Below are 18,367 nucleotides of genomic sequence, written 5' to 3' on the forward strand. Positions count from 1 at the left end.
GGCGATGAGGACTGACAAGTGAAATCCTGGTCTCCTTACGTCGTGCTGGTCGTCATCGCCATTGCGCTCGATCAGTGGATCAAGCAGCTGGTCGAGAACGGTCTCGCCTTTCAGGAGAAGGTCGATCTCCTGCCGTTCCTGGCGCTGTTCCGCACCTATAACACCGGCATCGCCTTCTCGATGTTCCAGTCCTTCGGCGATACCGGCCTGGTGATCATCGCCGTGCTCGTCGTCGCCTTCGTGCTCTATCTCGCCACGCGCACGCCTGCCGGTCATGTCGTCGCCCGCATCGGCTTTGCGCTCATCATCGGCGGCGCGCTCGGGAACCTCATCGACCGCGCCATCTACGGCCACGTCATCGACTATATCCTGTTCCACACGCCCGTCTGGTCCTTCGCCGTGTTCAATCTCGCCGACGCCTTCATCTCGCTCGGCGCGGCACTTGTCGTCTTCGACGAGCTGATCGGCTGGCGGCACGAGGCCAAGCCGCAGGATCCAAGGAATTGACCTCACGCGGTTGAGGCCGCAGACTTCTCACCAGCCAAAACCGAGGAGAAAAAAGTGACCGACACCTTCAAAGCCATCCTCGTTTCGCGCGATGCCGAGAAAAAGCAGTCCGTCGATGTCGTCGACCTCACCGAGGCCGACCTGATGGAGGGCGACGTCACCGTTGCCGTCGAGGCGACGACGGTGAACTACAAGGACGGGCTCGCCATCACCGGCAAGGCGCCGGTCGTGCGCCGCTGGCCGCTGGTCCCAGGCATCGATTTCGCCGGCACGGTCATTTCCTCCTCGCATGCTGACTGGCGCAAGGGCGACAAGGTCATCCTCAATGGCTGGGGCGTCGGCGAGACGCATTACGGCGCCTATGCCGGCCGCGCCCGCGTCAAGGGCGACTGGCTGGTGCCGCTGCCCGAGGGCATGAGCGCGCATGACGCGATGGCCGTCGGCACGGCAGGTTACACGGCCATGCTCTCCGTCATGGCGCTGGAGCGGCACGGCATCGTGCCCGACCGTGGCCCGGTGGTGGTGACAGGCGCTGCCGGCGGCGTCGGCTCGGTCGCCATCTCGCTCCTGTCGAGCCTCGGCTACCATGTCATCGCCTCGACCGGCCGCAACGCCGAGAGCCCCTATCTGATCGACCTCGGCGCGGCCGAGGTGATCTCGCGCGAGGAGCTTAGCCAGCCGGCGAAGCCGCTCGCCAAGGAGCGCTGGGCGGGCGGCGTCGACTCGGTCGGCAGCCATACCTTGGCCAACGTGCTATCGATGACCTCCTATGGCGGTGCGATCGCCGCCTGCGGCCTGGCCGGCGGCATGGACCTGCCGGGAAGCGTCGCGCCCTTCATCCTGCGTGGCGTCTCGCTGCTCGGCATTGATTCAGTTATGGCGCCGAAGGACGTTCGCCTGGAGGCATGGCGCCGCATCGGCACCGACCTCGACTTGAAGAAGCTGTCGACACTGTCGCGCACGATCGGTTTCGACGGCCTTGTCGCCGCCGCGCGCGACATCGTCGACGGCAAGATCAGGGGCCGCGTCGTCGTCGACATGTAGCTGGAAATCGCGGGTTTTCGCCCGCGCCTGCGGGCGGCCGGAATTCGCGCGATCGCTAAAATTCGAACGATCCCTCCCAGTCTTCCATAATTTCTGTCTGGCATGGTCCGCGCATGGTCGCGGACTCCGACATCAGACAGGATAGCAAAGCCGCGGGCGCTGACAGGCTCATCGCCGATGCGCCGAAGCGGCAGGTGCTTATCGCGCCGCCGCTCGCTCCCGAACTGCCTACCGCCACCAGCCATGAAGGCTTGCCGTTCTTGACGATCGTCGCCATCGCCGTCATGGCGGGGCTCGCGCATCTCACTGGAGCGCCGATCATCGTCACCGCCGGCCTCGCCGTTGCGGCCTTTGCCGGCCTGGCCATGCATCTGCGCAGCCGCCGCGACGAGCGGCGCACCGCAGCATTGCTCGACGAGACCGCGGCCCGCAGCCGCGCCGAGATCGAGACCCTCGCCGACCGCATGTGGGAGATGCAGGAGAGCGAGGAACGCTTCCGCGGCCTGATCGACGCGCTAGGCGATCTCGTCGTCCATCGCGACCGCGACGGCCACATCGTTTATGCCAACAGCGTCTTTGCCTCGCTTGTCGACGTTGACGCGCGCAATCTTGCCGGCAAGACCTTGTCCGAGCTTGGCATCGATGTCGGGGTCGTTCCCGACGCCGCCTTCTCCGATCATGAATGCCTGAGCTCCACCGATGTCGCGATCCGCACCCCGGGCGGGCCGCGCTGGTTCTCCTGGATCGAATTGTCGGTGCGTGACAAGGACACGGGCGCGGTCTCTCACCGGGCGATCGCCCGCGACATCACCGCCCGCAAGCGCGCCGAATCCTCGCTGATCACCGCGCGCGAGCGGGCCGAATATGCGAGCCAAGCCAAGTCGCGCTTCCTCGCCACCGTCAGCCACGAGATCCGTACGCCGATGAATGGCATCATGGGCATGGCGAAGCTGCTTGCCGATACCGACCTTTCGCCCGAACAGCGCACCTATGTCGGCGCTGTCTCCACCTCGGCCAGCGCGCTGCTCGCGCTCATCGAGGACCTGCTCGACTATTCCAAGATCGAGGCCGGCCGCTTCGAGCCCGAGCCGCAGCCGACCTCGCTGCGCGAGATCGCTGACAACATCATCGAGCTTCTGGCCGCAAAGGCTTTCGCCAAGAACATCGGCCTCGGCTGCCATGTCGAGCCCGACGTGCCGCAGATGATCACCGCCGATCCCGGCCGCGTGCGCCAGGTGCTGCTCAACCTCATCGGTAATGCGGTGAAGTTCACCGACGCGGGCGGCGTGCTGCTCACCGTGGCGCGCGCCCGCACCGAAACCACCGACCGCATCTGCTTCACCGTCGCCGACACCGGCCCGGGCCTGCGCGAAGAGGACCTGGAGCGCATTTTCGAGGAGTTCGAGCAGTCCGACGGCACCTCGACCAGGGTGCATGGCGGCGCCGGCCTCGGGCTTGCCATCTCGAAGCGGCTGGCGACGGCGATGGGCGGCACGATCTCGGTCTCCAGCCGACTCGGCGAAGGGTCCGAATTCGTCCTAGAGCTTCCCGCGGTCGCGGCAACCGAGCCGCCGCCGCATCGCCACAACATCCTTGCCGACCGGCGGGCGGTGATCGTGTCGAAAAACGCCACCGAGGCCGATGCCATCGCCCGCGCGATCAGAGCCCATGGCGGCATTGTCGAGATCGCGGCGACACCAGGCCAAGCCGCTCCCTTCGCTGCTGGCTGCAACGTGCTCCTGATCGACGCCGCGCTCGAAAACAGCGACGGCAGGATGCTCAGGCGGCTGCGCGACTCGGGCTTTGCCGACTGCGAGGCCATCACCCTGATCGCGCCGACCGACCGCGGCATGCTCGGCGAATTCCGCGCCAGCGGCTACGCCACTTTCCTCGCGAGACCCGTGCGCGGCGAGACCTTGCTGCGGGTGCTGTTGACCAGCCACGGCTCCACGCTCGTCCAGCCGCGGCCGGAGCCGCGCGAGGCTGCCTCGGTGCGCAAGCGCGATCAGGGCCTGTCGGTGCTGATCGCGGAAGACAATGACATCAACGCCATGCTCGCCCGCGCCACGCTGCTCAAGGCCGGGCATCGCGTCAAGATCGTCGGCAACGGCAAGGCCGCGGTCGATGCCGTTACCGATGCCGGCCTCAAGTTCCGCTTCGACGTGGTGCTGATGGACCTGCATATGCCTGTCATGGACGGGCTCGATGCGATTGCCGCCATCCGCCGCCACGAAGAGTCCCTGGCCATGCCGCCGATTCCGATCATGGTGCTTTCGGCCGACAGCCAGGAAAAGACCCGGCATGCCGTGCTCGCCCATGGCGCCAGCGGCTTCGTCACCAAGCCGCTCGACCCGGACGCGCTCGTCCAGGCGGTCGAGGGCCAGGTTGCGGCTTAAGGAAATTTTCAACCCTTGAATGCCTTGGCTTGCCTGGCTTTGGCGGCCACAAGATAGCCGGTTGAGGGTATTGCCCAGCCGACAAAGTATTGCCCGCCACGTCGTATCACGGTACTGTCACAATCCTGTTGCACCTACACCGTATCCCCGTGCCAAGAGGGATGGCTCGAAGGAGAATCACTCGTGCATACAGTCGTGCCTGAATGTGACACTCGGCCGAACGCCGGCGGCGCCCTGCTCGCTGCCCGTAGCGCCGACGCCGTCGCAAGCGGTGCTCCGCTGGGCCGCATCGGCAATCTCGAAGTGCGGCTCGCCCGCAACGAGGCCGAGATCGCCGCCGCCCAGGAAGTCCGCTATCGGGTTTTCTACGACGAGCTCGGCGCGAGGAAGGACCTTTTCCAGGCGCAGGACCGGCGCGACGCCGACCGTTTCGACCCGCTCTGCGATCACCTTCTTGTGTTTGACACCTCCCTTCCCGGTCCCGAGCATCGCCGCATCGTCGGCACCTACCGCTTGCTGCGGCAAGAGATCGCCGCGGCCGCCGGCGGCTTCTATTCCGAGGGCGAGTTTGAGCTCACCAAGCTGATCGCGCGGCATCCCGGCCAGCGCTTCCTCGAGCTCGGCCGCTCCTGCGTTCTGCCGGAATACCGCTCCAAGCGCACCATCGAGGCGCTCTGGCAGGGCATCTGGGCCTATATCAACCACTACGGCATCGGCGTGATGACCGGCTGTGCCTCCTTCCATGGGATCGTGCCGGCGGCGCATGCCGAGGCGCTGACCTATCTCGCCCATCATTGCCGCACCAACTCCGCCTGGGACGTTCGCGCGGTTCCGGGACGCTACTGCTCGATGGACCTGATGCCGATCGAAGCGGTGAACACCAAGGCGGCGATCGCCGCCATGCCGCCGCTGGTCAAGGGTTACCTGCGCGTCGGCGCCCGCATCGGCGACGGCTGCGTCATCGACCACGAATTCTCGACCGTCGATGTCTTCGTCGTCATGCCGGTCAAGGAGATCGGCGCCCGCTACGTCAACTACTATGGCGGTGAAGGGCAGCGCTTCGCGGCATAGGCAGTAGGCAGTAGGCAGTAGGCAGTAGGCAGTAGAAAAACTGCGACGGCTCACGCTCTGGTGGCTATTCCCTATTGCCTGATCCCTATCTCCTATTCCCTCTCTTTATGGAATGTCTTCCGGCCTTCGCCCCGGCCGGCTCTTGTAAGCCGGAAACGACCAGCCGAATTTGAGCGCCCCGCCGCGCACCATGAATGCGCCCGCGAAGCCGAGCAGGCTGGAAGCCAGCGCCGGCAGGCCGGCTAGATCGCCAAGGGTGAAGATAGCGGCGCCGGCAAGGGCGGCCGTTACATAGATCTCGGGCCTGAGCAGCACCGAGGGTTCGCCGGCAAGCAGGTCGCGCAAGATGCCGCCGAAGGTCGCCGTCAGCACGCCCATGACGACCGACACGACGGGAGAGCCGGTGATCGCCAGCCCCTTGGCCGCGCCCATCACCGAGAACGCGGCCAGGCCGATGGCGTCGAGCCAGAGCAGCAATTTGTAGCGGGATTCGAAGCGGTGGGCGCTGAAGAACACCAGCACCGCGACGACGGCGCAGATCAGCACATAGCCGCTGTTGGCGACCCAGAACACCGGCAGGTTGAGGATGACGTCGCGCAGTGTTCCGCCACCAATGCCGGTGACACTGGCCAGGAACAGGAAACCGATGATGTCGAGCTGCTTACGCGATGCCGCAAGCGCGCCCGTCGCCGCGAAGACGGCGACGCCGGCATAGTCGAGCAACGCGATGGGATTCATGAATGAGCGAGTAGTGAGTAGCGAATAGTGAGTAGCAATGAATATCACGAAGCTGTGCTGTTGCTAGCCAGCTTCCCTACTCACTACTCACTACTCCCTATTCGCTATCAAGCATCCTTCTCGGCCTGCTCGTTCACCGGGCCCGGCTCAGCCTTCGCCTCGGCGGCAGCCTTCGGACCGCCCTTGGCGACGCCGACCATAGCCGGCCGCAGCACGCGCTCGCCGATCGAATAGCCCGGCTGCACCACCTGGACGACAGTGCCGGCCGGAACCTCCGGATTGGGCACCTCGAACATCGCCTGGTGGAAGTTCGGGTCGAACTTCTCGCCTTCGGGAGCGAGTTTCTTCACGCCGTGGCGCTCCAGCGCCGAAAGCATGGCACGTTCGGTGAGATCGACACCTTCGATCAGCGCCTTGAACCCGGCGTCGCCGCCGGCTTTCGCCTCGGCGGGGATCGCGTCCATCGCGCGGCGCAGATTGTCGGACACCGACAGCATGTCGCGCGCGAAATTGGCGACGGCGTAAGTCCGCGCATCATGGACGTCGCGCGCGGTGCGCCGCCGCAGGTTCTCCATCTCGGCCGCCGCGCGCAGCGCGCGGTCCTTCAGTTCCTCGTTTTCCTTCAGCAGCCGCACCAGCGCTTCGTAGTCGCCGTCGACGCCACCTTCCGCACGCTCGCCGGGAGCCTGGGTGGCTTCCATATCTTCGGGCGTGCGTTCGTCTTTTGCCTGGTCGCTCATCGCGTTTCCCGTCATTCGGATTGGTCTGGATTTGCGCCCGATATCGAGGTTTGGAGGTCAAAAATCAAGGGGTAAGCGCTCGCCGGGGATGTCGGACTATCATTCCAGATTAATTCAAATTTTACCGTATCGCGCGGCTTTGCTTGCCCTCAAATGCCGTGGCGGGAACCATAGGCGGGCTGGAGGAGTTTCGAAGCCGACACAGGATTTTGGGATATGAACGGCAACCACGGCAACAGGCGCGCCGAGCTGGCCAACGATATCAGGCGACAGGCCGGCAGCGAGGCGACGAAGCGCTTTCTGCGCACCTTGCCGGCATTTCGCCTGGAAAAGGAGGTGCCCCAGCGGCTGAGCGACCTGCTTGACCGCCTTGCAGGCGCCGAGGCGAAGAAGGCCAGCGGCGGGCGGCGTCAATAGCCGCGCGCCGCAATTCGCGCCGCAATTAGAGCAATTCCAGGAAAAGTGTGTAGCGGTTTTCCATCCGGAATTGCGCAAAAAAGTTTATGCCGCCTTCCGGTCGTCGCGCATCAGCGCTTCGCCGTGGCGGATTTCGGTGCCGAGCACCTTCAGGCATTCCCGCATGAAAGCGGCAAGGCCCGGCCAGCCCTTGGCTGAAACCAGATTGCCGTCGACATGCGCGCCGGTTGGGGCGACGTCGATATAGGTGCCGCCGGCAAGCGTCACTTCCGGCTCGCAATAATGCAGCGCCGCGACTTCCTTGCCACGCACCACGCCATCGACCGCGATCAGGATCTGCACACCGTGGCAGATGGTGAAGATCGGCTTGCCGGTCTCATGGAAATGCCTGACCAGTGCCTGCACGCGCTTGTCGATGCGGATATATTCCGGTCCGCGCCCGCCCGCGGCGTAGACCGCGTCGTAGTCGGCCGGCTTCACCTCGGCGAAGGTCTTGTTGAGGATGTAGTCGTGGCCGAGCTTTTCCGTATAGGTCTGGTGGCCCTCGAAGTCATGCAATGAGGTCTTGAGCACGTCGCCCGCCTTCTTGTCGGGGCACACGACATGGACGGTATGGCCCACCGCGTGCATGGCCTGTTCGAAGACGAAAATCTCATATTCCTCGCTGAACTCGCCAACGAGCATCAATATTTTCTTGCCGGCCATGCTCTTTCCTCCCTTAGCTGGCTATTATTTCGTGATCCGAAATAATGAACCTATCCTAAGGGCAGGTCAGCCCGAGGGGAAGCCTGAATCGTCAATGTGGTCTGACCAGAACGATGCAGCATGCGTTCCAGGCCTATCCTGAGCCGCGTTGGCCACCAAAATACGCAACGCTGGTCGGACCAGGACAATCACGCTTGCTGCATGAGCTGCCGCGTCAGCTTGGACGCTTGCGCCGCCAAGAATATTTCAGTCCCTTGGGCTCCGCCTCCATGGCCGGCTGATAGTACACCGGCAGCCCGCCGGTCCGCCCTTCTTCCAGCCGCTTCAACAGCACCGGATTGGAGACCTCGAACTCGTCGAAGCCGAGCCGCAGCATATGCGGCAGCTGGTCAACGAGAACCTGGCCGGTGGCGCGCATCGCACGCTTGAAATGATACCTGGTCCGCAGCAATTCGCCCTTGGAGAAGGAGCGGCCGTCATTGAAGGCCGGGAAGGCGAGCGCCACCAGCGACAGCTGATCCAACAGGCCGGCTATCTTGTCGAGCTCGTCGCCGGGCTGCAGCAACACCCCGAGGCGCTCCTTGGCCGACTTGCGAACTTCTTCATCCAGCCCCAGAAAAGCCTGGAGCGGCAGGATGAAACGGCCATTGCCGGCAAGCGCCTCCGCGCTCTCAGCGTGCGTCCATTCGTCCTCGCGAAAGCCGTCTGGGGTCCAGAGGCGGGTCCCCGCTGTCGTCGATCCAGTCATCAAAAATCCTAAAGTCCCAAAGATTCCAAGGATATGTCGAGATTCGGGTCAGGCCGAGCCGAAAATGGTGGCTTCCGAGAACCGGAGCGGAGCGTACTTGAAGTACGTGAGCACCGGAAGCGCAGGAAGTCGCCATTTGTAGGCCGGCCTCACCTGAATATCGGCGTATCCTAAAGCGAGGCGTCGGTCAGCGACTTCTCCAACCCCGACAAATGAATGCCGCACTCGGTCTTGGCGTGGCCCGCCCAGCGGCCGCTGCGCGCATCTTCGCCCGGTTGCACCGGCTGCGTGCAGGGGAAGCAGCCGATCGAGAGATAGCCATAGGCGACCAGCGGATTTTCGCGCAGCGCATGCGCGCGCATGTAGTCGGCCTGGTCCGAGGTCGTCCAATGCGCCAGCGGGTTGATGCGGATGCGCGAGCCGACCGCCTCGAAGATGGGCAGCGCCGCGCGCGTCGAAGCCTGGAAGCGTTTGCGCCCGGTGAACCAGGCGCGGAACGGCTCGACGCCGCGCGCCAGCGGCTCGACCTTGCGCACATTGCAGCAGGCGTCGGTGTCGGTCTCGTGCAGCCTGCCGGTCGGATCGACGCGTTCGAGCGCAGCCTCCTCCGGTTTGATCACCCTTATGTCGGTCAGGCCGAAATCGGCCGCCAGCGCATCACGATAGCCAAGTGTCTCCTCGAAATGCTTGCCCGTGTCGAGGAAGATGATCGGCAGCGAACGGTCGATCTCCGAAATCATGTGCAGAAGCACCGCCGAATCCGCGCCGAAGGACGACACGGCGGCGATCTCGCCGCGAAACAGATCACGCGCCGCGCGCTCGATGATCTCGATCGGCTTCAGATGGCCGTGCAGCGCGTCGAGCCCCGCAGCTTCCGCGGCGACGCCCGTCTCCACGCTGCCGGTGCGGTCAAGCGGCCTTGGTTTCGCCAGCATAGAGCGCCTCCTTGAACGGCGCGGGACCGACACGGCGGTAGGCGTCGATAAAACGTTCGTCGGGACTGAGCCGAAGGCCGAGATAGGTATCGACGATCTGCTCGATGGCATCGGTGATCTCTTCCGAGGAGAAGCCGCGGCCGATGATCTCGCCGACCGAGGTGTTCTCGTCGGCCGAGCCGCCAAGCGTCACCTGGTAGAGCTCGGTGCCCTTCTTCTCGACGCCGAGAATGCCGATATGGCCGACATGGTGGTGGCCGCAGGCATTGATGCAGCCGGAGATCTTCAGCTTCAGCTCGCCGATCTCGCGCTGCCGTTCCAGCGAGGCGAAGCGGCGCGAGATTTCCTGCGCCACCGGAATCGAGCGCGCCGTGGCCAGCGCGCAATAATCGAGGCCAGGGCAGGAGATGATGTCGCTGATCAGGTTGGAATTGGCCGTCGCCAGGCCGATCTCGACCAGCGCGTCATAGACCGCCTTGAGATCGGCGCGCGCCACATGCGGCAGGATCAGGTTCTGCTCGTGGCTGACGCGCAGCTCGTCGAAGGCATATTTCTCGGCAATGTCGGCAACCGCTTCCATCTGGCTGTCGGTGACGTCGCCGGGCACCTCGCCGATGCCCTTGAGCGAAATCGTCACCGCCGCATAGTCGGGATGGCGATGCGTCACGACATTCTGGTCGAGCCATTCCGAAAAGCTCTTGGAATCGAGCCGTGCTTGCTTGACGAGCGCATCACCTTCCGGCCGGGCCGACAGCGCCGGCGGCGCGAAATAGGCGTTGATCGCCTGGATATCGGCCTCCGGCAGCTTCAGCTCGGTGTCCTTGAGCTCCTGCCATTCGGCCTCGATCTGCCTTGCGATCTCCTCGACCCCGGTCTCGTGCACCAGGATCTTGATGCGCGCCTTGTACTTGTTGTCGCGGCGGCCATAGAGGTTGTACACGCGCAGGATCGCCGTGCAGTAGGACAGCAACTCGGCTTCCGGCAGGAAGTCGCGGATCTTCTTGGCGATCATCGGCGTGCGGCCCAAGCCGCCGCCGACATAGACGGCAAAACCCAGCTCGCCGGCCGCGTTCTTCTTCAGATGCAAGCCGATGTCATGCGCCTGGATCGCGGCCCGGTCGCGCTCGGCCCCCGTCACCGCGATCTTGAACTTGCGCGGCAGGTACGAAAACTCCGGATGAACCGACGACCATTGGCGCAGGATTTCGGCATAGGGACGCGGATCGGCGACCTCGTCGGCGGCCGCCCCGGCGAAATGATCGGCGGTGACGTTGCGGATGCAGTTGCCGCTGGTCTGGATGCAGTGCATCTCGACGCTGGCGAGATCGGCCAGGATCGCCGGAACGTCGGCCAGCGCCGGCCAGTGGAACTGGAGGTTCTGGCGCGTGGTGAAATGGCCGTAGCCCTTGTCGTATTTGCGCGCGATATGGCTGAGCATGCGCAATTGCCGGCTGCTCAGCGTGCCGTACGGCACCGCGATGCGCAGCATATAGGCATGCAGCTGCAGGTATACGCCGTTCATCAGCCTGAGCGGCCGGAACTGGTCCTCGGTGATCTCGCCGGCAAGCCGGCGTTTCACCTGGTCGCTGAACTCGGCCACTCGGGCCTGAACGAAATCGTGGTCGAACTCGTCGTAACGGTACATGCTTCGTCTTTCAGGGCGCGTCCGCCCGTTGCCTTCCTTGGATTTAAGCGGCTCGTTCCGCTTGCTTGCCGAGATCCGGGTGGATGGTCGGGCCCGCGGCGCGGATCTTCTCGCGCAACCGCACCGGCTCGACCAAACCATCGACAATGGTGACGTCGATCACGTTGACGTCCAGCACTTCATTGTTGGCGGCGGCCGCGGCGCCGATCGCTTCCAGCCGGTCCTCCGCCGCCTTGTCATGCGCGACATCGGCATGGCCGACCGTCTCCGCCCAGCCGCCATCGGCGTACCAGACGGCGATGCCGTCGGAGAGCCTGTTCGCGGTCAGTACCTTCATTGCTCGACTCCTTCGGCGACGGCTGAAGCCGCGCCCTCATGCCTGTGTGCCGCGAGCGGCTCGGATTGTTCGAAATTGGCGCCGGCGACGGCGTCGCCGATGATCGTCATCACCGGACCGGTGAGGTCGGCGCGCTCCTCCAGCGACGGCAGGTCGGCCAGCGTGCCGTGGAAGCGCCAGCGGGTGCCGAGGCTGGCGTTCTCGACGACGGCGACGGCGGTGTCCGGCGACAGCCCCGCTTCGATCAGCCGGCCGGCGACCTCGGCGGCGACCGAACGGCCCATATAGACGGCGACCGTCGCGCCGGAGATGGCAAGCTTTGCCCAGTCCGGCAGCGAATTGCCCTTGAGGTCGTGGCCGGTGGTGAACACCATCGAGGACGAAACGCCGCGCAGCGTCAGCGGCAGCTCGAAATCGGCGGCGGCGGCGAAAGCGGCGGTGACGCCCGGAACCACCTCATAGGCGACACCGGCCGCGCGCAACGCCGCCATTTCCTCGCCGGCGCGCCCGAACACCAGTGGGTCGCCGGACTTCAGCCGCACCACCTTGCTGCCGGCGCGGCCAAGCTCGATGAGCAGCGCGTTGATCTCTTCCTGGCTCTTGGAATGGCAGCCCTTGCGTTTTCCCACCGGCAGGCGCTCGGCGTCGCGGCGGCCCATGGCTACGATCGCCTCCGGCACCAGCGCGTCGTACACGATCGCATCGGCCTCCAGCAGCAGACGATGCGCGCGCAAGGTCAAAAGATCCTGCGCGCCCGGGCCGGCGCCGACCAGCGCGATATGTCCCTCGACCGGAGCATCCTGGGCCAAAAGCTCGAGCGCCGCGCCCTGCGCCTCGGTGAGTTCGCCGGCTTCGATGGCCTTGGCCGGCGCGCCAGCGAAGAAATCGTTCCAGAAGCGACGGCGGCGATTGCCCTTCGGCAGCCGCTCAGCCGCAGTGCGGAACGAAGCCGCCAGGGCAGCCAGCCGACCGAGCGACGGCGACAACATGCGGTCGATGCGCCCGCGCAACATCTGCGCCAGGACCGGTCCCGCCCCTTCGGTGCCGATGGCAATGGCGACCGGCGCCCGGTTGACCAGCGCCGGGGTAAAGAAATCGCAGAGTTCCGGCCGGTCTACCGCGTTGACCGCAATGCCCAGCCGGCGCGCGTCGTCGACGACGCGGCGATCGAGCGCCTCGTCACCGCTCGCGGCGAAGACCAGGGCAGCACCTTGGAGATGCTCGGCTTCATATGTCGTCTGGATGTGAACCGCGCCGGTCGATGCGATGAAATCCGACAGACCGCTGCTGGCATTGTCGGCAATGATGCGCAGCACCGCGCTCGATTGCGAAAGCAGCCTGGCCTTGGCAAGCGCTTCCTCGCCATTGCCGACGATGGCTACGGCTTCGCCGTCGACCCGCATGAAGACGGGAAAGGCATTGAGCTTGGCATTGGTTGACGGCATGGCGACGAGCAATACTGGAACAGTTTGGCAGTTTTACGCGGGCTGGCCAAAAACCAGAAGGCAAGCACTCGCGTGCCGCCGAACGGCAGGCAATCGCTTTTTCGCAGGCGCGAAGAGCAAGAGAAAAAAATTCTACTTTGAGAATGAGACGGCCAGAGCGGCGTGAGAAACTGCCTTGATCCGCCGTGATTTTTAGCGCCTTGCCCGGGCAGCCGCAAAACAGTTTTTTCTAAATTCTACTAAGTTAGTAGATTAAAGCCGACCTTGCCTGTCGGCGCCCGGGCTCGTCGGCTGAGAGTGATCGAAGCGCCGCCGCCGGATCGGAACAATCATGCTCCGCGGCTCGTTTGCCTAGCGATTAATCCTGTCGATCCCGGGCCCGTCGATCGACAACAATGCAAGCAAGGAGGAACGCCATGATTGTCAAGTTGAAGCGCGGACTGTGGGTCGTCGTGGCCGATGGCGAAAAGGCGCTCTTCCTGCGCAACCAGGGCGACAGCAAGTTCCCGAATCTGGAAGTGGTGCACGAGATGGAGCAAGAAAACCCCGCGACGCGCGAGCAAGGCACGGACAAGCCGGGCCGCTATGGCAACGAGGGTCCCCGCAGCGCCGTTGAGGAAACCGATTGGCACCGCCTGAACAAGGAACGCTTCGCCATCGACATTGCCGAACGGCTCTACAAGCTCGCGCATCGTGGCGCGTTCGACGCGGTCGTGCTGATCGCGCCGCCGCAGGTGCTTGGCGAGATGCGCCAGAAACTGCACAAGGAAGTCGCCGAGAAGGTGCAGGCCGAAATCCCGAAAACGCTCACCAATCACACCGTTTCCGACATCGAGAACCTGTTGCAGGCGATATAAAGCGACGGAAGGAAGACAGCGTCGTGGCCACATAGGGGATCCGAAGCCGCCTTTTGGCGGCGCAGCGCTGATTTTGCGTGGCGCGTCCTTCTTCAGCGTCGATTTCTGCGCGGTGGTGGTTGCATCATCGCCGCTCCCTCCACCATATTGCCCGAGGCGACAGCCTCGGCGGGCGCCCATCCGACATCGTTGATTTTCGAAAGGCGCTCCATAGACAATGCCGCATGACACGCCCCTTATCGCCACCATCGTCGCCGGCCTGGGGCTTGCATTCGTCTTCGGGGCGTTAGCCAACCGTTTCCGCATCCCGCCGCTTGTCGGCTATCTTGTCGCAGGCGTCCTGGTTGGTCCGAACACGCCAGGCTTCGTGGCCGACGCCAGCCTCGCCAACGAGCTCGCGGAAATCGGCGTCATCCTTTTGATGTTCGGCGTCGGCCTGCATTTTTCGCTGAAGGACCTTCTGTCCGTTCGCGCCATCGCCGTGCCGGGCGCCGTCGTGCAGATCGGCTTTGCAACGCTGCTAGGCGTCGGGCTTGCCTGGCTGCTCGGCTGGTCGCTGGGCGCCGGTCTGGTTTTTGGCCTGGCGCTTTCGGTCGCCTCGACCGTGGTGCTTTTGCGCGCCATGCAGGAGCGGCGCCTGATCGAGACCGAGCGTGGCCGCATCGCCGTCGGCTGGCTGATCGTCGAAGACCTCGCCATGGTGTTGGCGCTTGTGCTGTTGCCCGCGCTCGCCGGCGTGCTTGGCGGCCAGCCGCAGGTCGACGACCATTCGAGCCTGCTGTCGCTGCCCGCCAGCTACGGCATATGGGGCGTCGTCGGCGTCACATTCGCCAAGGTCGCCGCCTTCGTCGTCGTCATGCTGGTGGTCGGCCGCAGGGTCATTCCATGGATCCTGCATTACGTCGCCCATACCGGCTCGCGGGAATTGTTCCGGCTCGCGGTGCTTGCGATCGCGCTCGGCGTCGCTTTCGGCGCGGTAAAGCTGTTCGGCGTCTCGCTGGCGCTCGGCGCCTTCTTCGCCGGTATGATCATGAGCGAATCCGAGCTCAGCCACCGCGCGGCCGAGGAATCGCTGCCGCTGCGCGACGCCTTCTCGGTGCTATTCTTCGTCTCGGTCGGCATGCTGTTCGACCCGTTCAGCCTGATGAGCAACGGCCTGCCGATCCTCGCCACCTTGGCCATCATCGTCATCGGCAAGTCGATCGCCGCTTTCGTCATCGTGGTCGCCTTCCGCTATCCGATCGCGACCGCGCTGATGATTTCGGCGAGCCTCGCCCAGATCGGCGAATTCTCCTTCATCCTGGCCGAGCTCGGCGTTGGCCTGAAACTGCTGCCGGAGCAGGGTCGCGACCTGATCCTGGCCGGCGCCATCCTCTCGATCCTGCTCAATCCGCTGATGTTCCTCTTTGTCGATTGGATGAAGCCGTGGCTGGAAAAGCGCGCCGGCAAGACAGCCCCCGTCGAAGAGCAAAGGCCGATCGGCCCGGCGACCGAGCCCGGCCAGGTTGCGTCGGTCCAGGCAACTCAGGCAAAGGAAGACGGCCCGCCGCCGAAAACGGCGCTTGCCGGCCATTCCATCCTGATCGGCTATGGCCGCGTCGGCAGCCTGGTGGGCGCGGCGTTGAAAGAAGCCGCCCTGCCCTTCCTGGTGATCGAGGACGCCGACAAGACGCTGGCGAAGCTGCGCGACGACGGTATCGAGACCGTCGCCGGCAATGCCGCCAATGCGGATGTCTTTGCGGCCGCCAATCCGGAGGGCGCGAAGCGGCTGATCCTCGCCATTCCCAATGCCTTCGAGGCGGGACAGGTTGTGCTCAGGGCCCGCGCGGCCAATCCGGCGATCAGCGTCATTGCCCGCGCTCATTCCGACGCCGAGGTCGAACACCTGAAAGGGTTGGGCGCCGGTACCGTCATCATGGGCGAGCGCGAGATCGCACGAGGGATCGTCGAGGTGGTGACCGGCAAAGCCGGCGATCCGGCCGGGCCCGCCATGGAGATCAATCCGCAGCCCGCTTGATGCGTCTCAGGCGACGAAGGCGGAACCGCCGTTCTGCGCGATATCGCCGAGATATTTCGCCGGCGGCTTGCCCAGCGCTTTCTTGAACATGGTGATGAAGGCGGTGACGGATTCATAGCCGAGATCGCCCGACACCTGCTGCACGCTGGCGCCTGCGGACAGTTCCCTGAGCGCGACGATCAGATGCAGCTGCTGGCGCCAGCGGCCGAAGGTTAGCCCGGTTTCCTTCACGACAAGGCGCGCCAAGCTGCTCTCGCTGAGCGCCACGCGGTCCGCCCATTGCGCCAAGGTGCGCCGGTCGGCGGGATCGTCGGCCAACGCTTCGGCGATCCGTCGCAGCCGGGGCTCGGCCGAGATCGGCAGGTGCAATTGCTGCACCGGCATGAGCGGCAGCTCCGCGAGCAGCACCTTCCCCAGGAAATCGCATCTGGGGTCGTCCGGCGCGCACTCCGACAGCTCGATGATCACCTCGCGCAGCAGCGGCGAGATCGAAAGCGTGCAGCACCGATCCGGCAGGTCGGCGGCCCCCGGCTCGACATAGACGAAGAAAATCCGCGCGTTGGCCGTTGCGATGTTGCTGTGTTCCATGCGGCTCGGCACCCACACCCCGCAATGCGGCGGCACCATCCAAAGCCCGCTGGGGACCCGGCTGGTGACGCCGCCGCCGAGCGCGAAGACGAGCTGCCCCTTGCGATGCCAATGCTCGCGCACCTCGGCCCTGGTCTCGGTGACATCGACACCGACGGCGATCGCCGGCGCGGTCACGTCGTCGACGTCGAAATCCAGCCAGGGCCAGCGAAGTGGCTGTCTCATACTTGACGCTTTTTGGCGATCATTTGCTTTTATCTCTAAATTCTTCGATCGCAAAAGTCGATAGATTCCCGCTGTTTTGTCAATCGGTCGCGGCTGCCAAACGCCGATTTCAAAGGTGGGCCCATGCTTGCTCTCGCTATATCATCCGATAGCCCCAACCGGCTGAAGCTCACCCGGGCCGACGAGCCAAACTGCAATGCGAATGAAGCATTGGTGGCCGTTCATGCGACATCGCTGAACCGTGGCGAGCTGCGCCTGCTCGGCATTCGTCCCGATGGCTGGATACCCGGCCAGGACATCGTCGGCATCGTCGAGCGCGCGGCGGCCGATGGCTCCGGACCGGCCGCTGGCGCGCGCGTTGCCGCCTTGGTCGACCAGGCCGGCTGGGCCGAACATGTCGCCGTTCCGACCGACCGCCTTGCCGTCATGCCCGAGGGCGTAAGCTTCGCCTCCGCCGCCACGCTGCCCGTGGCGGGCACGACGGCGCTGAGGACCTTGCGCCATGGCGGCGACCTCGCCGGCCAGCGGGTCCTGATAACCGGCGCGAGCGGCGCGGTCGGTCGCTTCCAGATCCAGATCGCTCGCGAGCAAGGTGCTTCGGTGACGGCGATCGCCTCGGCCCGGCACCACGATGATCTTCGCCATCTGGGCGCCCAGCAGGTCGTCGAGTCGATCGAACTGGCCAAGGGACCGTTTTCGCTGATCACCGAGTCGGTCGGCGGCAAAAGCCTTACCGAGGCGATCGAACGCGTCGCGCCCGGCGGAACGATCGTCATGTTCGGATCGAGCAGCGGCGAGCTCACGCCGGTTGGATTCCGCCAGTTCGTTCCAGGCCACGAAGGCGCCAGGCTACAGACGTTCGCCTATTACACGTCCGGTTCAGCCATCGGCGACGACATCGCCGCGCTGCTCGATCTCGTCGCGGCAGGCAGGCTCGAGACCCGCGTGGCCATGACCATGCCCTGGACCGACATCGGCCAGGCCCTGGACGCGCTGCGGCAGCGCAGCTTCAGCGGCAAGGCCGTTCTCACTCTGGCCTGACTCAGCCGTTTAGAGCAATTCCAGGAAAAGTGTGAGCGGTTAGGCTCGGCGACTTCGCCGTAGCCTTCCGTCCGGAGTTAAAAATAAAGGGATAGGGCGTTTCGCCGTTTCCGTGAAACGGTGAAACGCTCTAGACGTGCTGGCCGCCATTGATGTGGATTTCCGAGCCGGTCACGTAGGACGATTGGCCCGAGCACAGGAAGTAGATGATATCGGCCACTTCCGAGGTGGCGCCCAACCTTCTCAGCGGGATCGCCTCGACTATTCGGTCAGTGCCGGGCGAAAGGATCGCCGTGTCGATCTCGCCGGGCGCGATCGCGTTGACGCGGATGCCGTAAGGGCCGAAGTCATGCGCCATCTCGCGCGTCAGCGAGCCGAGCGCCGCCTTCGACGTGGCATAGGCCGTGCCGGCGAACGGATGCACGCGGGTTCCGGCGATCGAGGTGACGTTGACGATCGAACCCTTGGCGGCGGCGAGCTCCTTGAACAGCCCTCTAGCCAGCATGATCGGCGCGAAGAAATTGACCTGGAACACGTCACGCCAAACGTGCATCGGCGTGTCGATCGAGTTCATCCGGCTGCCGTCCTTGAGCTTAGGCGAGATGCCGGCATTGTTGACCAGCGCGTGCAGCTGCCCGCCATGCGCCTCCAGGCGGTGACGGATTTCCGAAACGGCGATGCCGACATCCTCCTGGTCGGCGAGGTCGACCTTGATGTGGTCCTCGGGGCCGGCCGGCCATGGACAGTCCTCGGCAAAGGCCTGGCGCGAGCAGGTGATGACTCGCCAGCCTTCGCGCGAAAAGCGCTTCACCGTCGCATGGCCGATGCCCCGGCTGGCGCCGGTGAGCACGATGGTTTTTCTGCTGTCGGTCTCAGCCATGGTCTTGTCTCCGGCCGGACATGTAGCCGAA

18 protein-coding genes are annotated in these 18,367 nt (G+C 64.7%); 8 read left to right on the forward strand and 10 right to left on the reverse strand.

The window, feature by feature from the left end; all coding sequences use genetic code 11:
- The first annotated feature begins 18 nt into the window (after nt 1-18).
- From lspA to olsB, 4 genes are all read left to right on the forward strand, one after another.
- Nucleotides 19-507 (forward strand): signal peptidase II, encoded by a 489-nt coding sequence (gene lspA / locus RFM41_RS02745; protein ID WP_320246031.1) that lies wholly within the window; start codon nt 19-21, stop codon nt 505-507.
- A gap of 54 nt (nt 508-561) precedes the next feature.
- Nucleotides 562-1,551, forward strand: coding sequence for an acrylyl-CoA reductase (NADPH) (acuI, locus tag RFM41_RS02750; protein ID WP_320246033.1), 990 nt, complete (start codon nt 562-564; stop codon nt 1,549-1,551).
- 113 nt (nt 1,552-1,664) lie between these two features.
- Nucleotides 1,665-3,947 (forward strand): ATP-binding protein, encoded by a 2,283-nt coding sequence (locus tag RFM41_RS02755; protein ID WP_320246035.1) that lies wholly within the window; start codon nt 1,665-1,667, stop codon nt 3,945-3,947.
- Between the two features lie 183 nt (nt 3,948-4,130).
- Complete coding sequence (olsB, locus tag RFM41_RS02760) at nt 4,131-5,018, forward strand: l-ornithine N(alpha)-acyltransferase (RefSeq protein WP_320246036.1); 888 nt, start codon at nt 4,131-4,133, stop codon at nt 5,016-5,018.
- A 105-nt stretch (nt 5,019-5,123) separates the two neighbouring features.
- Here olsB and RFM41_RS02765 read toward each other — a convergent pair whose 3' ends face one another.
- Both RFM41_RS02765 and grpE read right to left on the reverse strand, forming a co-directional pair.
- On the reverse strand, nt 5,124-5,756 hold the full coding sequence (locus tag RFM41_RS02765) for a trimeric intracellular cation channel family protein (RefSeq protein WP_320246038.1): 633 nt from the start codon (nt 5,754-5,756) through the stop codon (nt 5,124-5,126).
- A gap of 107 nt (nt 5,757-5,863) precedes the next feature.
- On the reverse strand, nt 5,864-6,496 hold the full coding sequence (gene grpE, locus RFM41_RS02770) for a nucleotide exchange factor GrpE (protein ID WP_320246039.1): 633 nt from the start codon (nt 6,494-6,496) through the stop codon (nt 5,864-5,866).
- A gap of 216 nt (nt 6,497-6,712) precedes the next feature.
- Here grpE and RFM41_RS02775 point away from each other — a divergent pair, with 216 nt between their 5' ends.
- Nucleotides 6,713-6,913: a hypothetical protein gene (locus RFM41_RS02775; RefSeq protein WP_320246040.1), complete on the forward strand. Its 201-nt coding sequence runs from the start codon at nt 6,713-6,715 to the stop codon at nt 6,911-6,913.
- An 84-nt stretch (nt 6,914-6,997) separates the two neighbouring features.
- Here RFM41_RS02775 and RFM41_RS02780 read toward each other — a convergent pair whose 3' ends face one another.
- The 6 genes from RFM41_RS02780 to cysG form a co-directional block, all read right to left on the reverse strand.
- Nucleotides 6,998-7,618, reverse strand: coding sequence for a DJ-1/PfpI family protein (locus RFM41_RS02780; RefSeq protein ID WP_320246041.1), 621 nt, complete (start codon nt 7,616-7,618; stop codon nt 6,998-7,000).
- Nucleotides 7,619-7,832: 214 nt separating this feature from the next.
- Complete coding sequence (locus RFM41_RS02785; RefSeq protein WP_320246042.1) at nt 7,833-8,366, reverse strand: DUF934 domain-containing protein; 534 nt, start codon at nt 8,364-8,366, stop codon at nt 7,833-7,835.
- A gap of 170 nt (nt 8,367-8,536) precedes the next feature.
- Nucleotides 8,537-9,301 (reverse strand): phosphoadenylyl-sulfate reductase, encoded by a 765-nt coding sequence (locus RFM41_RS02790; protein WP_320246043.1) that lies wholly within the window; start codon nt 9,299-9,301, stop codon nt 8,537-8,539.
- Entirely contained in the window at nt 9,276-10,946 is a 1,671-nt protein-coding gene (locus RFM41_RS02795) for a nitrite/sulfite reductase (RefSeq protein WP_320246044.1), read from the reverse strand. Before RFM41_RS02795 ends, RFM41_RS02790 begins: the two co-directional genes overlap by 26 nt.
- A gap of 43 nt (nt 10,947-10,989) precedes the next feature.
- On the reverse strand, nt 10,990-11,283 hold the full coding sequence (locus RFM41_RS02800; protein ID WP_320246045.1) for a DUF2849 domain-containing protein: 294 nt from the start codon (nt 11,281-11,283) through the stop codon (nt 10,990-10,992).
- On the reverse strand, nt 11,280-12,728 hold the full coding sequence (cysG, locus tag RFM41_RS02805; protein WP_320246047.1) for a siroheme synthase CysG: 1,449 nt from the start codon (nt 12,726-12,728) through the stop codon (nt 11,280-11,282). Before cysG ends, RFM41_RS02800 begins: the two co-directional genes overlap by 4 nt.
- 416 nt (nt 12,729-13,144) lie before the next feature.
- Here cysG and RFM41_RS02810 point away from each other — a divergent pair, with 416 nt between their 5' ends.
- Nucleotides 13,145-13,585 (forward strand): baeRF12 domain-containing protein, encoded by a 441-nt coding sequence (locus tag RFM41_RS02810; protein ID WP_320246049.1) that lies wholly within the window; start codon nt 13,145-13,147, stop codon nt 13,583-13,585.
- A 217-nt stretch (nt 13,586-13,802) separates the two neighbouring features.
- Nucleotides 13,803-15,602: a YbaL family putative K(+) efflux transporter gene (gene ybaL / locus RFM41_RS02815; protein WP_320246050.1), complete on the forward strand. Its 1,800-nt coding sequence runs from the start codon at nt 13,803-13,805 to the stop codon at nt 15,600-15,602.
- A gap of 6 nt (nt 15,603-15,608) precedes the next feature.
- Here the strand turns inward: ybaL and RFM41_RS02820 are convergent, their stop codons facing one another.
- A complete protein-coding gene (locus tag RFM41_RS02820; RefSeq protein ID WP_320246051.1) occupies nt 15,609-16,415 on the reverse strand; it encodes an AraC family transcriptional regulator in 807 nt (268 codons plus the stop codon).
- Nucleotides 16,416-16,538: 123 nt separating this feature from the next.
- Here RFM41_RS02820 and RFM41_RS02825 point away from each other — a divergent pair, with 123 nt between their 5' ends.
- The gene (locus RFM41_RS02825; RefSeq protein ID WP_320246053.1) at nt 16,539-17,456 is read left to right on the forward strand and encodes a zinc-binding dehydrogenase; all 918 of its coding nucleotides are present in this window, start codon (nt 16,539-16,541) and stop codon (nt 17,454-17,456) included.
- 130 nt (nt 17,457-17,586) lie between these two features.
- On the opposite strand, the gene RFM41_RS02830 is transcribed toward RFM41_RS02825, so the two are convergent.
- Nucleotides 17,587-18,336: an SDR family NAD(P)-dependent oxidoreductase gene (locus RFM41_RS02830; protein WP_320246054.1), complete on the reverse strand. Its 750-nt coding sequence runs from the start codon at nt 18,334-18,336 to the stop codon at nt 17,587-17,589.
- Nucleotides 18,337-18,367 lie beyond the last annotated feature (31 nt).

The organism is Mesorhizobium vachelliae (genome assembly GCF_033977325.1).
In the GTDB taxonomy this organism is placed as follows: domain Bacteria; phylum Pseudomonadota; class Alphaproteobacteria; order Rhizobiales; family Rhizobiaceae; genus Mesorhizobium; species Mesorhizobium vachelliae.

What these genes read in the sequence shown, in the direction of transcription:
- RFM41_RS02820 (WP_320246051.1), bottom strand. Translation starts at nt 16,415, where the DNA reads ATGAGACAGCCACTTCGCTGGCCCTGGCTGGATTTCGACGTCGACGAC.
- RFM41_RS02800 (WP_320246045.1), bottom strand. Translation starts at nt 11,283, where the DNA reads ATGAAGGTACTGACCGCGAACAGGCTCTCCGACGGCATCGCCGTCTGG.
- RFM41_RS02810 (WP_320246049.1), top strand. Translation starts at nt 13,145, where the DNA reads ATGATTGTCAAGTTGAAGCGCGGACTGTGGGTCGTCGTGGCCGATGGC.
- RFM41_RS02830 (WP_320246054.1), bottom strand. Translation starts at nt 18,336, where the DNA reads ATGGCTGAGACCGACAGCAGAAAAACCATCGTGCTCACCGGCGCCAGC.
- cysG (WP_320246047.1), bottom strand. Translation starts at nt 12,728, where the DNA reads ATGCCGTCAACCAATGCCAAGCTCAATGCCTTTCCCGTCTTCATGCGG.
- grpE (WP_320246039.1), bottom strand. Translation starts at nt 6,496, where the DNA reads ATGAGCGACCAGGCAAAAGACGAACGCACGCCCGAAGATATGGAAGCC.
- RFM41_RS02780 (WP_320246041.1), bottom strand. Translation starts at nt 7,618, where the DNA reads ATGGCCGGCAAGAAAATATTGATGCTCGTTGGCGAGTTCAGCGAGGAA.
- ybaL (WP_320246050.1), top strand. Translation starts at nt 13,803, where the DNA reads ATGCCGCATGACACGCCCCTTATCGCCACCATCGTCGCCGGCCTGGGG.
- RFM41_RS02785 (WP_320246042.1), bottom strand. Translation starts at nt 8,366, where the DNA reads ATGACTGGATCGACGACAGCGGGGACCCGCCTCTGGACCCCAGACGGC.
- RFM41_RS02775 (WP_320246040.1), top strand. Translation starts at nt 6,713, where the DNA reads ATGAACGGCAACCACGGCAACAGGCGCGCCGAGCTGGCCAACGATATC.
- RFM41_RS02790 (WP_320246043.1), bottom strand. Translation starts at nt 9,301, where the DNA reads ATGCTGGCGAAACCAAGGCCGCTTGACCGCACCGGCAGCGTGGAGACG.
- RFM41_RS02795 (WP_320246044.1), bottom strand. Translation starts at nt 10,946, where the DNA reads ATGTACCGTTACGACGAGTTCGACCACGATTTCGTTCAGGCCCGAGTG.
- RFM41_RS02765 (WP_320246038.1), bottom strand. Translation starts at nt 5,756, where the DNA reads ATGAATCCCATCGCGTTGCTCGACTATGCCGGCGTCGCCGTCTTCGCG.
- RFM41_RS02825 (WP_320246053.1), top strand. Translation starts at nt 16,539, where the DNA reads ATGCTTGCTCTCGCTATATCATCCGATAGCCCCAACCGGCTGAAGCTC.
- RFM41_RS02755 (WP_320246035.1), top strand. Translation starts at nt 1,665, where the DNA reads ATGGTCGCGGACTCCGACATCAGACAGGATAGCAAAGCCGCGGGCGCT.